Origin of the sequence: Flavobacterium poyangense, from assembly GCF_011751075.1 — a bacterium.
In the GTDB taxonomy this organism is placed as follows: Bacteria; Bacteroidota; Bacteroidia; order Flavobacteriales; family Flavobacteriaceae; genus Flavobacterium; species Flavobacterium poyangense.
The window spans coordinates 239,269-255,659 of record NZ_JAALLN010000002.1 but is presented as its reverse complement, the minus strand read 5'-3'; the positions used below and the strand labels follow the sequence as shown (position 1 = coordinate 255,659).

Here is a 16,391-nt window from a genome sequence, read left to right as displayed (position 1 = left end):
AGTGTCTCATTTGGTTGAAATTGAAAATTTAAATTTTTAGCATTGCGTTTTTTAGTACTGCTTTTTAATATTTTAAAATTTTTGTTTTAACACTTTTTGCATTCAAAACGATTTCTATTAACAATTTACTTGTAGTATTAATTATATATTTGCGACAATTAAAACAAAACCAAAATGAAAAATTTAAAAAGAATTATACTTTTTGCTATTGCAGTTTTAGCATTAGTATTGTCTTCTTTTTCTTGTAGTGATGAAAAAGAGGAAGAAATTGTAAATGCAAAAGAATTTATCAAATTCAAATACAACGAAAAATCACATTCTTATGAACCTGAATTGCTTTCTTCATTAAATATTAATCTAATGGGTTCTGAAGGGCGTGACGATACGTACAAAAAAGTTAGTTTATGGTTGCCATTGAATCCAACAGTAGGAAGCCACCCTGTGGTTTATAATTTAAAGGAAATGGAAACAACTTATCAGGCAACTTTTTCTTATAATTCAGAATTTAATAATGCTAATGCAAAATCCGGAACGATTACTATTACTAAAGTTAATGCTGATGAAATTGAAGGAACCTTTACTTTTTCGGGAACCCAAAATGATAAAACATTCACCGTTACAGAAGGTAGCTTTAAGGTAGAGAGATAAAAGAAGCTTTTTAAAAAATTAATTATAGAACAGTAGTAAGCAAAAGTTTACTGCTGTTTTTTTATTTAAAAGCATTTCTTTACTCCATTATTTTCCCCGAAATTTGCATTCAATTCATTAAACATACTCAAAATGGAATTCGGAAGAATCATTATTTCAGAAACAGCAGCAAACAGCGAAGATCCTCAGGATGTTATTAACTCAAATATTTCGGTAATAAATCTGATGCGTGAGGAAAAAATCGACGACGATTTGATTCATGAAGATGCATTGATGAGTTATTACTTAGACTATTATACTTCAAAATACACCGAAGGCAATTTTGCAAAATTTGTCTATGATTCTGGCTGGAATAAAGAATTGAATGAATTAATTGAAGAAGGTCTGGCTTTAATTGGCGCCGAGAAGCATTTAGAATTGTTTCAAACACAAGCCAAAAGAGTCCGATTGTTAAGCAGTGTTAAGATTGGTAAGTTTTTAAAAGGGAAATTTGAAGGCGTAAACCCAACAAGAGATTTACTAAACAATGATACTTTTTTTGAACTGGAAGAAAATCTGGTTGCACTTAATGCAGAATTTCTAAAATCACATCCCGATACCGAAGTACTTTCGGTAGATGAGATGTTTGCTGTTTTAGAAGAGTTTGTGGGGCATGAGATTAAGAGAGCTTAGATAGATATACGCCGTTTTTTGTCATTCCGAAGAATGAGAAAATAAGTACAATATGTCATTTCGACTTTAGGAGAAATCACACCAGTAATTCGCCAAAGATTGGCAACATTCTGTACGGAGTTACCGGTGCAATTCCTCATTCTTCGGAATGACAAGCGGTTTCCTTTGTCGAAGTATCAATGTGATTTCTCCTTCGTCGAAATTGAATGAATTGCCGTTTCTTTATGTGTTAGTTTTGCGTAAGGCTGTGAAATTCTTTTTTACGGACAACTTTGTCCTTAATCTTAACAAACATTTCCTTAAATTTGCTTCCTTTATATAAAAATAAAATAGTTACAAAAATCAAGCTATGTTACAAATCGCATTTATTAGAGAAAATCAAGAGAAAGTAATCAAGGCTTTAGCAAAACGAAATATCGATGCTAAAAGCGTTGTTGAAGAGGTGGTGCAATTAGATGAAAACCGTCGTGCTGCGCAGGTAGAATTAGACAACGTTTTATCTGAATCTAATAAATTGTCCAAAGATATTGGTGAATTGATGAAAGCGGGAGAGAAATCTAAAGCCGCAATCTTAAAAGAAAAAACCGTTTCCTTAAAAGAGAAAAGTAAAGAATTGGGTGAAAAAGCAGAAGCTTTGGCTACCGAATTGACAAACAAATTATACACATTGCCTAATCTTCCGGCTGATATTGTTCCCGAAGGAAAAACTCCGGACGACAATTTGAATGTTTTTGAAGAAGGAGACATTCCGGTTTTGCACGAAGGTGCGCAGCCTCACTGGGAATTAGTGAAAAAGTACGATATCATCGATTTTGAATTGGGTGTGAAAATTACGGGTGCAGGATTTCCGGTTTACAAAGGAAAAGGTGCTCGTTTGCAACGTGCTTTAATCAATTACTTTTTAGATAAAAATACAGCTGCAGGATATAATGAAGTTCAGGTGCCTCATTTGGTAAACGAAGCCTCAGGATACGGGACAGGACAATTGCCGGACAAAGAAGGACAAATGTATCATTCTACAATTGATGATTTGTATTTAATTCCAACGGCTGAGGTTCCTGTTACGAATTTGTTTCGTGATGTTCTTTTGAGCGAAAGTGAATTACCGATTTTGCATACGGCTTATACACCATGTTTCCGTCGTGAAGCAGGTTCTTATGGAGCGCATGTTAGAGGATTAAACCGTTTGCATCAATTTGATAAAGTAGAAATTGTTCGTATCGAGCATCCGGACAATTCATATAAAGCGCTTGACGGAATGGTAGAGCATGTAAAAAACATTTTACAGGAATTGAAATTACCCTACAGAGTTTTACGTCTTTGTGGTGGTGATATGGGCTTTACGTCGGCTTTGACTTATGATTTCGAAGTGTTTTCTACAGCACAGGATCGTTGGTTAGAAATCAGTTCTGTTTCTAACTTTGAAACGTTTCAGGCAAATCGCCTTAAGTTGCGTTTCAAAGACAAAGATGGTAAAAACCAATTGGCGCATACGCTTAATGGAAGTTCATTGGCTTTGCCTAGAGTTTTGGCCGGAATTCTGGAAAACTACCAAACACCGGAAGGAATCGTAATCCCGGAAGTGTTGCGTCCTTACTGTGGATTTGACATTATAGATTAACTTTTATATTTACACTCGACAGGTTTCTAAAACCTGTCGGGTTTTATACGCTACAACTAAAAAAACTGAAATATGAAAAACATCTTTATCTATATCGTTTTGTTGTGGTCTGCTTTTACGTTTGCACAAAATGAGCAATTGGCTCAATATTACTACGATAAAGGCGATTTTGAAAAAGCTAAAGTTAGCTACGAACAGCTTTTAAGCGGTTCTCCTTCCAACAGTCAGTATTTTTTAAGAGCGGTAGATTGCTACCAGCAATTACAGCAATTTGATATCGCTCAAAAAGCGATTCAGGAAAGATACAACAGATACAAACAAGGTATTTTTTTAGTAGAGTTAGGATATAATTTTCAACTTCAGAAAAACGAATCCAAAGCCAAAGAGTATTACGAGCAGGCGATTGAAAAAATCAGAGCCAATCCAAATGATGTTTACGGAATTGGAAATTCATTTGAGAAAAAAGTACTGCTGGAGTATGCGTTAAAGTCGTATCAAACGGCAATGGAAATACAACCCAATTACAATTTTAATTTTCAAATCGGAATGTTGTACGGTCAGTTGGGAAAGACCGATCTGATGATTGATCTTTTGTTAACCGAATCTTATCAGAATCCGCAAAACGCCAATTTAATTCAAACGCAATTGTCCCGTTTTATGAATGGGGAGGCAGATAATACTGCTTTTAAAGATGCGATGCGAAAAGCACTAATTCTAAAAACACAAAAAGACCAGGATGTATTCTGGAATCATTATTTGAGTTGGTTTTATGTGCAGCAGAAAGAATTCGGGAAAGCTTTTATTCAGGAAAAAGCGATTTATAAAAGAGAACCGGAGTCGTTAATGAGTATTGTCAATCTGAGTCAGTTTGCATTAAATGAAGATGATACTGAAACAGCCTCAGAGATTTTGAATTTTATTCTTTTAAATACCAAAGATTTAGATTTGTTGATTCAGACTAATGCCCGTCTGATGGAGATTAAAATTGCAAAAGCACAGGAAAAAGACTACCCTGCAATCGATACAGAATTGCAACAATTGCTTACAACCTATGAAATAACTCCTTTTACCTTATCTTTGCAAATAATTCAGGCCCATTTTGTGGCTTTCAATCTGAAAAAGCCCGAAGAAGGTAAGACGATTATTAAGAAGGCGCTGGAACTTAATCTAAACGATTACCAACAGGCCGATGCTAAAATGGAGTTGGGAGACATTTTGCTTTTGGAAGAAAAATTCAATCAGGCATTGATTTATTATTCGCAAATTCAATTGGATTTAAAGAATGATGTCATGTCGCATGAAGCGAGTTTGAAAGCAGCCAAAACGAGTTATTATAAAACTGATTTTGAATGGGCTTTAAAACAGTTTAAAGAATTAAAATCGGCCAATACACAATTGATTGCCAACGATGCTCTTGAATATTTTTTGTTGATAAATGATAACACAGTTGCCGATTCGACACAAACAGCGCTGAAACAATTTGCAAAAGGTGATTTTCTGATGTACCAAAATAAAAAACAGGAGGCCATTGCTCAGTTTCAGGGAATTTTAAAAACCTTTAAGGGACAGGAAATCGAAGCTGTTACAATGTTGCGTTTAGGTAAAATTTACGAAAGCCTGGTAGATTATAGTTCGGCTTTAAGTCAGTATCAGCAAATAATTGACCATCATAGTGATGGAATTTATGTTGACGAAGCATTGTTCTTCTCAGCAGAAATTTATAACGACGAATTGAAAGAAACAGAAAAGGCGAAGCCTTTATATGAAAAGATAATTTTTAACCATCAGGATAGTATTTACTTTGTTGATGCAAGAAAAAAATACCGCCAATTGCGGGGAGATACGAATTTATAAAATTCTAAAAAAAGGAAATAACAAATTCCAAAGGGAAAACTTAGAAACTCAGTATCTCAGAACCTTAGAACCTTAGAAAAAATGATTATTTACAACGTTACCACAAACATACACGAAAGCGTTCATGACCAATGGTTAAAATGGATGCAGGAGAAACACATACCGGAAATTTTAGGAACAGGAAAATTTTCTTCTGCTCGAATTGTAAAAGTTTTGGTTGAAGAAGAAATGGGGGGTATTACGTACTCTGTTCAGTATGTCACAGACAGTAAACTGACTTTAGAGCAGTATTATATGGAGGATGCACCAAGATTCCGTCAGGAAGCTTTGGAGCTTTTTGCAGATAAAATGCTTTCTTTCAGAACAGAATTAGAAGTTGTTTCGGAGCATTAGTCTCTGTTTATAGAGGCAGTATTCAGTTTAAAGTATAGTTATGGAAATTAGATTTCAAACAAAAGAAGAAAGTAACAGGCAGCGGCAGGAAGATTTTCTGAAGTTATCCGGAGCAGAAAGAGTTCGGAGTTTTCTCCTTTTGATGGAACGTGTTAGTCGATTTCCTGTCAAAAATAAAGTGGATAAAAACAAAGACAATTTTCAGATTGTAATAAAGCCTAGATAAGATGTTAAAACTGTGGAGTGAAAACATTGATGAATTTATTTCCTTTGCCAACAAACATCAGGTTAGAATGATCATGGTAGGCGGAGGAGCGGTTAATTTTCATGGCTATCAAAGACATTCTGCAGATGTTGATTTTTGGATTGAAACAACGGACCAGAATTTTAAAAAACTAGTTTTAGTTTTTAAAGAAATGGGGTATGAGATTGATGATTTTCCGGAAAATGTAAAAAAAGAGGAACAAAATATATCCGTTAAATTTTCTCCGGTAGATTTAGATCTAGAGTTAATTACGAGGTTTTCAGTAAATAAAACTTTTGAAGAAGCATTTAAAGACAGTGAGGAAGTAACGGTTAAGGAAAACACTTTTTTAAAATGGAATGTCCTGTCTTTAGAAGATTTAATTACAAGTAAAGTAAAAGCGAATCGCAGTAAAGATTTATTAGATATTCAACAATTGCGAGAAATCAATAAGAAATAAGGCTTCATGCCTTTTGGTCTTTGCGGCAAATAAAATAGAATAATGGAAAAAGTAAAAGCCAAAAAACATTTAGGACAGCATTTCCTGAAAGATGAAAGTATTGCAAAAGCGATTGCAGATACTTTGAGCTTAGAAGGATACGAGGAGGTTTTAGAAATAGGACCGGGGATGGGTGTGCTGACTAAATATTTGCTTGATAAACCGATCAATACCCACGTGATCGAGATCGATACGGAATCGGTGGTGTATTTGGGTGAAAATTATCCAAAGCTTAAAGATAAAATTATCTCTCAGGATTTCCTGAAATACAATATCAATGAGGTTTACGAGAACAAACAGTTCGCTATTATTGGAAATTTTCCATATAATATTTCGACTCAGATTGTTTTTAGAACCCTAGAGTTTAAACATCAGATTCCGGAGTTTTCCGGGATGTTTCAAAAAGAAGTTGCAGAACGAATCTGCGAGAAAAAAGGATCAAAAGCATACGGAATCTTATCCGTTTTAGCTCAGGCCTTCTATCATACAGAGTATTTGTTTACTGTTGACGAAAATGTTTTTATTCCTCCGCCCAAGGTTAAATCGGGTGTGATGAAAATGACCCGAAAGGAAGATTATAGCCTTCCTTGTGGTGAAAAGTTGTTTTTTACAGTGGTGAAAGCAGCTTTTCAGCAAAGACGAAAAACATTACGTAACAGTTTGAAAACATTAAATTTATCAGATAAATTGCGAGAAGACACTATCTTTGATAAACGTCCCGAGCAACTTAGCGTTGATGAATTTATTGATTTGACTCAAAAAATAGAAGCCGATGGAGTTCAAAGTTAGCAAAGAATTAATCCAACAATTAGAAGAGCACATTGTTAGTAAAAACGACAAAGAACTTGAAGTTTTACTGAATGATATGCACCATGCCGATATCGCCGAAATCTTAGACGAACTGGATTTTGACGAGGCGACCTATATCTTTAAGGTTTTAGACAGTGATAAAACCGCTGAGATTCTTTTAGAGTTGGAAGATGATTTGCGGGAGAATATCTTAAGCCGACTTTCGCCTAAAGAAATCGCAGAAGAGCTCGATGAGCTTGAAACCAATGATGCGGCAGATATTATCGCCGAACTTTCTCAAGAGATCAAAGCCGAAGTAATCTCAGAATTAAATGACGTTGAACACGCAAAAGACATTGTCGAATTATTGCGTTACGACGAAAATTCTGCCGGTGGTTTGATGGGAAAGGAGTTGGTAAAAGTCAATGAAAATTGGAATGTACTAACTTGTGTGAAAGAGATGCGTATTCAGGCTGAAAACGTATCCAGAGTGCATTCTATTTATGTGGTTGATGATGAAAATCGACTCAAAGGAAGGTTATCATTAAAAGATTTATTGACAACTTCCACCAAAACGCAAATTAGTGACATCTATATCCGAAAACTAAATTTTGTTAATGTAGATACCGAAGATGTTGAGGTGGCGCGTATCATGCAGAAGTACGATTTAGAGGCAATTCCGGTTGTTGACGAATTAGGTCGTCTGGTGGGGCGTATTACTATTGATGACATCGTAGACGTGATAAAAGACGAGGCCGATAAAGATTACCAATTAGCGGCGGGTATTACACAAGACGTAGAATCGAATGACAGTGTTTTAGAATTGACAAAAGCACGTTTACCTTGGCTTTTAATCGGAATGGTGATTGAAATTGTAGCTTCGTTTGTGCTGAAAGGCAATGAAACGACATTTCAAAAATATTCTACATTGATTATTTTCGTGCCTTTACTTTCTGCAACGGCTGGGAACATTGGTGTTCAGGCATCGGCAATCGTTGTTCAGGGTTTGGCCAACGGAACATTAAAAGAATTTAGTCGCGGTTATTTTAGTAAAGAAATTACCGTTTCGATGATTTCAGGAACGATTATCTCCCTGCTTTTGTTAGGTTATCATTCTGTTATGTATCAGCAATATTTGGTAGGATTAGCCATTTCAATTTCGATGATCGTGGTGATTTTGTTTGCGGCAACCTTAGGAACTTTAGTGCCGCTATTTTTACATAAAAATAAAATAGATCCGGCTATAGCAACTGGTCCGTTTATTACTACTACTAACGACGTTTTTGGGATTATGCTCTATTTCGGAGTAGCTAAATTGATTCTTGGATTTTAGATTTTTGCCACAAATTCATTTATTATAGTGATTAAAAATCTATAAAATCGGTGTAATTTGTGACGGTAAAAAAAAGCTGGCAATCAGCCGGAAATAAATTAAAACCGACCAAAATGAAAGTACATATAATAGGAGGCGGAAACCTGGGTGTTTCTATTGCCTTGGGAATTGCACAATTCTCCAAACAGAACCAGGTTACGGTTACAAGGAGAAATATAGCCAGTATTCAGTATTTGTCTGAATACGGAATTACAGTTTCATCCGATAATAAGCACAATATTGAGGAGGCAGATGTGGTGATTTTAACCATTAAGCCTTATCAGGTTGATACCGTTTTGGCGGAAATTTTGCCTGTGATTAAAAATAAAACAATTGCTTCAGCTGTGAGTGGCTTATCTCTTGATATGCTTCAGGCTAAAACAAATAATGAATACCCTGTGATCCGAATTATGCCCAATATTGCGGCCCAATTTGGAGAATCTGCTACCTGTATTTCTTTTCCTGAAAAAGACAGGGAAAAGGCATTACCTATTGTAGATTTGTTTCAGGACTTAGGAACCGCTCCCATAATCGACGAAAAACTGATGGATGCCGCAACTGTTTTAGGTGCTTGCGGTACGGCCTATGCTTTGCGTTATATTCGTGCGTCTATGCAGGCTGGAATTGAAATCGGATTTGATTCTAATACCGCTTTGGCCATAGCTGCTCAAACCGTTAAAGGAGCTGCAAAAATGCTTCTGGAAGAAAAAGTACATCCGGAACAATTAATTGATCGTGTAACAACGCCTCAGGGATGTACAATCGTAGGTTTGAATGAAATGGAGCACAATGGTTTCAGTTCTTCTTTAATCAAAGGAATCAAAACGTCGTTGAAACAGATTAAAGGATAAAAAGAGGGAGTGAAAATTCCGAATATCTTAAATCCCAAATTCCAAACTATTGTGTTGGAATTTGGAATTTTGTTTTTCTTTTTTGTTTCAAAGTATATTTTAAAAAGCAGAAACCAAAGAGTCCGGAAAGTACTGACGCAATTAATATGGCTATTTTAGAAAAAACAATGGTTTCGGGATCGTGAAAAGCCAGAATCGTAATAAAAATAGACATCGTAAAACCAATTCCTCCAAGCATTCCGGCACCTATAATATGGGCCCACTTAAGGCCTTTAGGCAGTGTACACATACCTACGCTAACTCCAATCAGTGAGAAGAGAAAAATTCCTAATGGTTTACCAACGACCAATCCTAAGATAATACCGAAAGTATTGGAATGATTTAGCCCCTCGTGCCAGTCAGATTCTATAGCAATACAGGTGTTGGCCATTGCGAATAAAGGAAGAATTACAAAAGCGACAGGTTTGTGCAGGAAATGTTCCAGTTTATGAGAAACAGAGTTCTCATCTCCATTTCCAAAAGGAATTACAAAAGCTAAAATAACACCTGTAATAGTGGCGTGAACACCGGAGTTAAGCATAAAGTACCACATGGCTACACCGCCGATTAAATACGGAATGATATTGTGAATTTTCATTCGGTTAAAGACAAATAAAAGAGCCCAAATTCCCAATGCAATGGCAAGATTTACAAAAGCAATGGTGGTGGTGTAGAAAATCGCAATAACAATGATGGCTCCTAAATCGTCTATTACTGCCAATGCCGTTAAGAACACTTTTAGAGATGCGGGAACCCGACTTCCTAAAAGGGATAAAATCCCGATTGCGAAAGCGATATCCGTTGCCATTGGTATTCCGGCTCCGTTTTGAGTATCGGTTCCGAAATTTAAAGCAAGGAAAATGGCTGCAGGAATAAGCATACCACCAAAAGCAGCCATAATTGGCAATGAAGCATTTTTGATACTGGACAATTCCCCATGATAAATTTCGCGTTCTAATTCTAGACCAATCAATAAGAAGAAAATGGTCATCAAACCGTCGTTAATCCAATGGGTGATTGAATGTCCGCCTAAATCTCTTTCCCAGAAACTAATATAATCAGTTTGTATAGAAGAGTTTGCCAGGTAAAGGGATAGTATGGTGACAAAAAGTAAAAGAAGCCCTCCTGATTTTTCGTTTGCAAAAAAGGCTTTAAAAGTTTTGGTTAATTTCATGTGGAATATATTCTAAAAGATGTAGAAATAAGAAAAAGTCAAGAAGGACTTGAAATTTCTCGATTATTCAAAGTTAAAAAAAATAAAGCCAACAAAAAAGTTGGAGCGTTTTCTTCGGGGGTAAACTATGGTTTTTTGAATTCAAAAATGAAGAATATGCTGTATTTTTGTTTTTCAATTCGTTTAATTAAATTTATTTATGAGCACAAAAATTCTACATATCGACAGCAATCATCCTATTCTCTGGAAACAATTAGAAGAAGCAAATTTTGAAAATGAAGCAGATTTTACATCTGGTAAAGAAGAAATAGAGGCTAAAATTCAGAATTATAACGGAATCGTAATCCGAAGCCGTTTTAAAATTGACAAAACTTTTTTGGACAAAGCAGTTAATCTAAAATTTATTGCCAGAGTAGGAGCGGGCTTAGAAAGCATTGACTGTGAATATGCCGAAGGAAAAGGAATTCACCTGATCGCAGCGCCCGAAGGAAATCGCAACGCTGTTGCAGAACATTCGTTGGGTGTGATTTTGTCATTGTTTAATAATTTGAATAAGGCTGATGCCGAGATAAAAGGGGGGCAATGGAACCGGGAAGCTAATCGTGGTCATGAACTTGACGGTAAAACAGTTGGTATTATTGGTTATGGAAACATGGGAAAAGCTTTTGCTAAAAAACTACGTGGATTTGAGACAACGGTTCTGTGTTATGATATTTTGGAGAATGTTGGTGATGAAAACGCTAAACAGGTTTCTTTGTCAGAGTTGCAGGAAAAAGCAGATGTGTTAAGTCTGCATCTTCCTTGGACTCCGGAAACCGATAAAATGGTCAATGCCGATTTTATAAAAGCATTTGCAAAACCATTTTGGATTATTAACACTTCACGTGGTAAAAATATTGTGACAGCAGATTTAGTGGAAGCGATGAAAGCTAAAAAGATTTTAGGAGCCGGTTTAGATGTTCTCGAATACGAAAAGTTGTCTTTTGAGACTCTTTTTCAGGATAAAAATACGCCGGAAGCTTTTCAATATTTATTGGAAGCAAAAAATGTATTGCTGACGCCACATATCGCCGGATGGACATTTGAGAGTCACGAACGTTTGGCACAGGTAATTGTAGATAAAATAAAAGCACTTTATTCCGTTTCTTAACCTTTACTTTGGGTTTTAATAACGAGTCTTTTCCTGTAAATATTCTGCCAAGAATTAGTTTTATATGTTAATTTTTAATAATATTGTTTTCGATTTTTTGAAGAATCAATCTAAATAAGATTTCTCTGGAATCCAAGGGAGTAACCGAAAATCCTAAAGAGTAGGAATTAACTAACAAACTATAATTAATTATGATTGAGTGGTACAAAAAAGTGGTTTTTGAAAACTATGCAAATTTTGAAGGAAGAGCAAGAAGGAAGGAATACTGGATGTTTTTTTTAGCAAATATTATTGTAAGTATGATAATAGGTTTTGGAGTAGGTTTTATTTCTGCATTAACCTCGCCTGGTTTAGCCCCTATATCGAATGTTTATAGTTTAGCAGTTTTTATTCCATCAATTGCCGTTGCAATCAGAAGAATGCATGATATTGGTAAAAGCGGCTGGTATATCCTGATTCCGATTTACAATATTATATTGTTGGCTACTGAGGGAGATAGAGGTACAAATGAGTATGGCGAAGATCCCAAAGGGTATGGTGATTCAATCGATGAAATTGGAAAAGCTGAACAATAAATAATTTTTAAAAGAACTATAACAAACATGGAAGAGACAAAGAGAGAATCTTGGAATACACCGGAACCAATCAGACAGGAAAACAAAAAAGTCCTTGCAGGAGTTTTGGGGATAATCTTTGGATATTTAGGAATTCATAAATTCATTTTAGGATATACCAAAGAAGGAGTAATTCAACTCGTTTTAAGTATTGTAACCTGTGGTATTGCTGGGATTATTGGTTTTATAGAAGGAATCATTTACCTTACAAAGTCAGATGAAGATTTTTATCAGACATATCAGGTTGGAAAAAAAGGGTGGTTCTAGAACATAAAAATCTGAAGAAAAGAAATTAACGAACAAACTATATTTATTATGATTGAGTGGTACAAAAAAGTGGTTTTTGAAAACTACGCAAATTTTAAGGGTCGTGCAAGAAGAAGTGAGTATTGGTATTTTGCACTTGCGAATGCACTGATCTCTATTGTATTAATTGTTGTTGGAGGAGTAGTAGGCGGTATTTTTGGAGATGGAATTACGGGAATTGTAGTAGGATATGCTCTTTTTGGAATTTATACCTTATTGACACTCGTTCCTTCGTTGGGAGTCGTAGTCAGAAGATTGCATGATGTTGGTAGAAGCGGTTGGTTTTATCTGGTTGCTTTTATTCCGTTTATTGGTGGAATCTGGATTCTTATTTTGTTTGTTACAGAGGGAAATCATGGGCCAAATCAATACGGACCAGACCCTAAAAACCCAATTGAAGAGATTAATGAAATTGGGAAAGTTGAAACACTATAACTAAAAAAAACTATAAAAATGGAAACTACAAAACCAGAATCGTGGAATACTCCACAAACTGTTAAACAGGAAAATAAGAAAGTTGTTGCCGGGATTCTTGCAATCTTATTAGGCGGACTAGGAATTCATAAATTCTATTTAGGTTATACTAAAGAAGGAGTTATTCAATTGATCTTAGGACTTCTGTGTGGAATAGGTGCTTTAATTGCACTTGTAGAAGGAATCTTGTATTTAACAAAAACTGACGATGAATTTTATGAAACCTATCAGGTAGGACATAAAGGCTGGTTCTAAAAAATACAAAGAACCATTTATTGCAATGGTTTTTTCAAGAATACAATTTAGCTCGGTGAGTTAAATTGTATTTTTTTTATGTCCTTTTTGAAAATATAGGTTTGGTATTGTTAATGAGGCTAATAGCAGTGGAATTTGATTTTAACCTAACCTTGGTAATAGATCAAATTTAAAGGAGTAACTGAAAATCCTTAAGAGTAAGAAAAAATAAATAAAAAGTTAATTATGATTGAATGGTACAAAAAAGTAGTTTTTGAGAACTACGCAAATTTTAACGGAAGAGCCAGGAGAAGTGAGTATTGGTATTATTGTTTGGCGAGTATCCTTATATCCCTGGCTTTTGGGGTCTTGGATTATTTTTCTGAGTTTACCTTTATTGATGGGCAGTTTGGAATTCTAAGAGGAGTATACAGTTTGGCAGTTTTTATACCAAATATCGCAGTAACAGTCAGAAGATTACATGATATTGGTAAAAGCGGCTGGTTTATGTTTATTGTATTTATTCCTGTGATAGGTGTCATTTGGTTTCTAATTTCTCTTTGTACGGCAGGAGACAATGGTACAAATGAGTACGGTGTTGACCCGAAAAATGAATTCGACGAAATGGATGAAATAGGTAAAGAATTCGTTTAATCCGTTTTAAATATAAAAAACAAAACCCGTTTCGATATGAAACGGGTTTTTAGTTTTTTATGATAAGGTGTTAATCTTCTTTTTCAGATAATTTACGCTCTAATTCTATTTGAAACTCTTCGATAACGGGTTTCATAGTACTTTCTGGAATATCGGCGATTCTGATGTACATTAAGCCGTCTACAGCGTTATTGAACAACGGATCGACATTAAAAGCAACAACGCGGGCATTTTGCTTGATGTATTTCTTAATTAAAACAGGCAAACGTAAATTTCCCGGTTCTAGTTCATCGATGATTTTGTCAAATTTGTTTAAGTCAGATTCGGCTTCATCAAAAATAAAATCTTTATCGGCATCTTTCAGTTTAACCTTGTAGGCCTTTTTCGGGTGGATGTATTGTGCAATATACGGATCGTAATAATTTGACTTCATAAACTCAATCATCAGCGATTTAGAAAAGTCAGAAAATTGATTACTGATACTTACACCACCCAAAAGGTATTTGTGCTCCGGATAACGCAAAGTGGTATGTATAATTCCTTTCCACAACAAAAACAGTGGCATCGGTTTCTGCTGGTAATCTTTGATGATAAAAGCGCGACCCATTTCGATCGATTTGTGCATCATATCATGCAATTCCGGTTCAAATCGGAAAAGATCATTCAGATAAAAACCTTCAATACCGTATTTTGGATAAATCTCAGAACCCAATCCCATGCGGTAAGCTCCTGCGATTTTTTTGGTTTCATCATCCCACAAAAACATATGGTGGTAGTATTTGTCGTACTGATCTAAGTCAATAGATTCATTAGTTCCCTCACCAACCTCGCGGAACGTAATTTCACGTAAGCGACCAATTTCGTGCAGAATATTCGGAATTGCTTTTGCTCTGGCAAAAAATACTTCGTAATTTTTACTTTGCAGTAAACGACAATCACTGGTTCTTAAAGCATCTACTTCCGCAATCATCAAGGTTTCACTTGCGGGAGTAACAATTTTTTTAGGTGCTTTAGGAATTTTTAAACTGGCAGTATCTAATAATTTACTATCCTTTTCGAAAGGATTAGCAAGCATATAGGTCTTCTTTCTTAAAAATTCAGAGTATTCTTCAAACGATTCAATTTCGTTTTGTTCGTTTACAGAAATTGGTTTTCCAATACGTACTTTTATAACACGATCTTTTTGCGTTAACAATTCAGAAGGCAGTTTTGCCGTACGCAAAGTATCATCAATTTTAGAAAGCCAATAAAATAATTTGCTGTTTTTAGCATGAAAATAAATCGGGACAACCGGAACTTTTGCTTTTCTGATTAGTTTTAAAGCGCCTTCCTCCCAAGGTTTATCGACTACTAATTTTCCGTCTTTGTAGGTTGAAACTTCCCCGGCAGGGAAAATTCCCAGAGGTTTTCCGTCACTTAAATGACGTAAAGTTTCTTTAATTCCAACCACGCTTGATTTCGCATCCTTATGATTTTCAAAAGGATTGACAGGCATGATGTATTTTTTAAGCGGAACGATTCTGTGTAACAGGAAATTGGCGATAATCTTAAAATTAGGCTCTCTTTCAAGCATTAATTTCAATAATAAAATACCGTCAATTCCTCCAAGTGGGTGATTTGAAATGGTAATATACGCGCCGTCTTTTGGTAAACGCTTCAGATCTTCTTCGGGAATTTCAAATTTAATTTGCAATTCATCAAGGATTCCGTTTAAAAACGGAACATCCTCTAAATGTTTATTGTGGTCGTAAATCTTATTGAGGGTTGATATTTTTAAGACCTTCATAAGCATCCAGCCCGAAAAAGTACCAAATACTCCGTACTTGTCAACATTTATTGCCTTTGCAACTTCTTTCGCGGTAACTAAACCCATGTACTATTTTTAATTTATTAGAGCAGCGAACAAAGATAACAAAAAACTCTACTTTTTGCTGTTTCAAACACAAACTTTCCACTTTTTTATTACATTTGAAATCCTAAAATAAAACTGTAATGAAAATTATTTCTTATAATGTAAACGGAATCAGAGCCGCAATTTCAAAAGGATTTATCGATTGGTTGCAACAGGCCAATCCGGATGTTATTTGTCTGCAGGAAATAAAAGCGACACAAGAACAAATTCCGGTAGATGACATAACAGCAGCAGGTTATCCGTATCAATACTATTATCCGGCTACAAAAAAAGGGTATAGCGGCGTGGCTATATTGTCTAAGACAAAGCCAAATAATATTGTTTACGGAACCGGAATTCATCATATGGATTTTGAAGGACGTAACCTTCGTGCTGATTTTGATGACTGCTCTGTAATGAGTTTGTATCTTCCATCGGGAACAAATATTGAAAGATTAGATCATAAATTTATGTTTATGGATGATTTTCAAACCTATATAAACGAGTTAAAACTTACAATACCAAATCTGATTATTTGCGGGGATTACAATATTTGCCACGAAGCGATAGACATTCATGATCCGGTTCGTAATAAAACCGTATCAGGATTTTTACCGGCCGAACGTGCCTGGTTGGATGCCTTTATGAAATCCGGATTTGTTGACAGTTTCCGTCATTTCAATAAAGAGCCACATCATTATTCCTGGTGGAGTTATCGCGCAGGAGCCCGTGGGAATAATAAAGGTTGGCGTATCGATTATAATTTGGTAAGCGACTCTTTGCAACATAAACTAAAACGTGCTGTTATCCTTCCCGATGCAATGCATTCCGATCATTGCCCAATTTTAGTGGAGATTGAGTAATTTTGGTATTGTTATTGTGACGAATATTACGTTTTAAGTTAGAATTCGG

19 protein-coding genes are annotated in these 16,391 nt (G+C 35.4%); 17 read left to right on the top strand and 2 right to left on the bottom strand.

Features of this window, described 5'->3' with window-relative positions:
- Positions 1-174 precede the first annotated feature (174 nt).
- The 10 genes from G3A47_RS05985 (at position 175) to proC (ending at position 8,943) form a co-directional block, all read left to right on the top strand.
- Entirely contained in the window at positions 175-648 is a 474-nt protein-coding gene (locus tag G3A47_RS05985) for a DUF6252 family protein (RefSeq protein ID WP_166921275.1), read from the top strand.
- A gap of 132 nt (positions 649-780) precedes the next feature.
- Positions 781-1,320: a DMP19 family protein gene (locus G3A47_RS05980; protein ID WP_166921274.1), complete on the top strand. Its 540-nt coding sequence runs from the start codon at positions 781-783 to the stop codon at positions 1,318-1,320.
- Between the two features lie 349 nt (positions 1,321-1,669).
- Positions 1,670-2,941 carry a serine--tRNA ligase gene (gene serS / locus G3A47_RS05975; protein WP_166921273.1) on the top strand — a complete coding sequence of 424 codons (1,272 nt, stop codon included), beginning with the start codon at positions 1,670-1,672 and terminating at the stop codon, positions 2,939-2,941.
- A gap of 72 nt (positions 2,942-3,013) precedes the next feature.
- Entirely contained in the window at positions 3,014-4,795 is a 1,782-nt protein-coding gene (locus G3A47_RS05970; protein WP_166921272.1) for a tetratricopeptide repeat protein, read from the top strand.
- Between the two features lie 81 nt (positions 4,796-4,876).
- Positions 4,877-5,188 carry a DUF4286 family protein gene (locus G3A47_RS05965; protein ID WP_166921271.1) on the top strand — a complete coding sequence of 104 codons (312 nt, stop codon included), beginning with the start codon at positions 4,877-4,879 and terminating at the stop codon, positions 5,186-5,188.
- A gap of 40 nt (positions 5,189-5,228) precedes the next feature.
- Entirely contained in the window at positions 5,229-5,414 is a 186-nt protein-coding gene (locus G3A47_RS05960; RefSeq protein WP_166921270.1) for a hypothetical protein, read from the top strand.
- A gap of 1 nt (position 5,415) precedes the next feature.
- On the top strand, positions 5,416-5,892 hold the full coding sequence (locus G3A47_RS05955; RefSeq protein ID WP_166921269.1) for a nucleotidyl transferase AbiEii/AbiGii toxin family protein: 477 nt from the start codon (positions 5,416-5,418) through the stop codon (positions 5,890-5,892).
- 42 nt (positions 5,893-5,934) lie between these two features.
- Positions 5,935-6,720: a 16S rRNA (adenine(1518)-N(6)/adenine(1519)-N(6))-dimethyltransferase RsmA gene (gene rsmA, locus G3A47_RS05950; RefSeq protein WP_166921268.1), complete on the top strand. Its 786-nt coding sequence runs from the start codon at positions 5,935-5,937 to the stop codon at positions 6,718-6,720.
- Positions 6,704-8,053, top strand: coding sequence for a magnesium transporter (mgtE, locus tag G3A47_RS05945; RefSeq protein WP_166921267.1), 1,350 nt, complete (start codon positions 6,704-6,706; stop codon positions 8,051-8,053). The genes rsmA and mgtE overlap by 17 nt, the downstream gene beginning before the upstream one ends.
- 113 nt (positions 8,054-8,166) lie before the next feature.
- The gene (gene proC, locus G3A47_RS05940) at positions 8,167-8,943 is read left to right on the top strand and encodes a pyrroline-5-carboxylate reductase (protein WP_166921266.1); all 777 of its coding nucleotides are present in this window, start codon (positions 8,167-8,169) and stop codon (positions 8,941-8,943) included.
- 46 nt (positions 8,944-8,989) lie between these two features.
- Here proC and nhaA read toward each other — a convergent pair whose 3' ends face one another.
- Positions 8,990-10,156, bottom strand: a complete 1,167-nt coding sequence (nhaA, locus tag G3A47_RS05935) for a Na+/H+ antiporter NhaA (protein ID WP_166921265.1) — start codon at positions 10,154-10,156, stop codon at positions 8,990-8,992.
- Between the two features lie 199 nt (positions 10,157-10,355).
- Here nhaA and G3A47_RS05930 point away from each other — a divergent pair, with 199 nt between their 5' ends.
- From G3A47_RS05930 to G3A47_RS05905, 6 genes are all read left to right on the top strand, one after another.
- Entirely contained in the window at positions 10,356-11,306 is a 951-nt protein-coding gene (locus G3A47_RS05930; protein ID WP_166921264.1) for a 2-hydroxyacid dehydrogenase, read from the top strand.
- 191 nt (positions 11,307-11,497) lie between these two features.
- The gene (locus tag G3A47_RS05925) at positions 11,498-11,881 is read left to right on the top strand and encodes a DUF805 domain-containing protein (RefSeq protein WP_166921263.1); all 384 of its coding nucleotides are present in this window, start codon (positions 11,498-11,500) and stop codon (positions 11,879-11,881) included.
- 27 nt (positions 11,882-11,908) lie between these two features.
- The gene (locus G3A47_RS05920) at positions 11,909-12,187 is read left to right on the top strand and encodes a TM2 domain-containing protein (RefSeq protein WP_166921262.1); all 279 of its coding nucleotides are present in this window, start codon (positions 11,909-11,911) and stop codon (positions 12,185-12,187) included.
- Between the two features lie 48 nt (positions 12,188-12,235).
- Positions 12,236-12,661 carry a DUF805 domain-containing protein gene (locus G3A47_RS05915; RefSeq protein WP_166921261.1) on the top strand — a complete coding sequence of 142 codons (426 nt, stop codon included), beginning with the start codon at positions 12,236-12,238 and terminating at the stop codon, positions 12,659-12,661.
- An 18-nt stretch (positions 12,662-12,679) separates the two neighbouring features.
- Positions 12,680-12,955, top strand: coding sequence for a TM2 domain-containing protein (locus tag G3A47_RS05910; RefSeq protein WP_166921260.1), 276 nt, complete (start codon positions 12,680-12,682; stop codon positions 12,953-12,955).
- 225 nt (positions 12,956-13,180) lie between these two features.
- Positions 13,181-13,588, top strand: a complete 408-nt coding sequence (locus G3A47_RS05905; protein ID WP_166921259.1) for a DUF805 domain-containing protein — start codon at positions 13,181-13,183, stop codon at positions 13,586-13,588.
- Between the two features lie 70 nt (positions 13,589-13,658).
- On the opposite strand, the gene G3A47_RS05900 is transcribed toward G3A47_RS05905, so the two are convergent.
- A complete protein-coding gene (locus G3A47_RS05900; RefSeq protein ID WP_166921258.1) occupies positions 13,659-15,461 on the bottom strand; it encodes a GNAT family N-acyltransferase in 1,803 nt (600 codons plus the stop codon).
- Positions 15,462-15,580: 119 nt separating this feature from the next.
- On the opposite strand from G3A47_RS05900, the gene G3A47_RS05895 reads away from it, so the two are divergent.
- A complete protein-coding gene (locus G3A47_RS05895; protein ID WP_166921257.1) occupies positions 15,581-16,342 on the top strand; it encodes an exodeoxyribonuclease III in 762 nt (253 codons plus the stop codon).
- Positions 16,343-16,391: the final 49 nt, after the last annotated feature.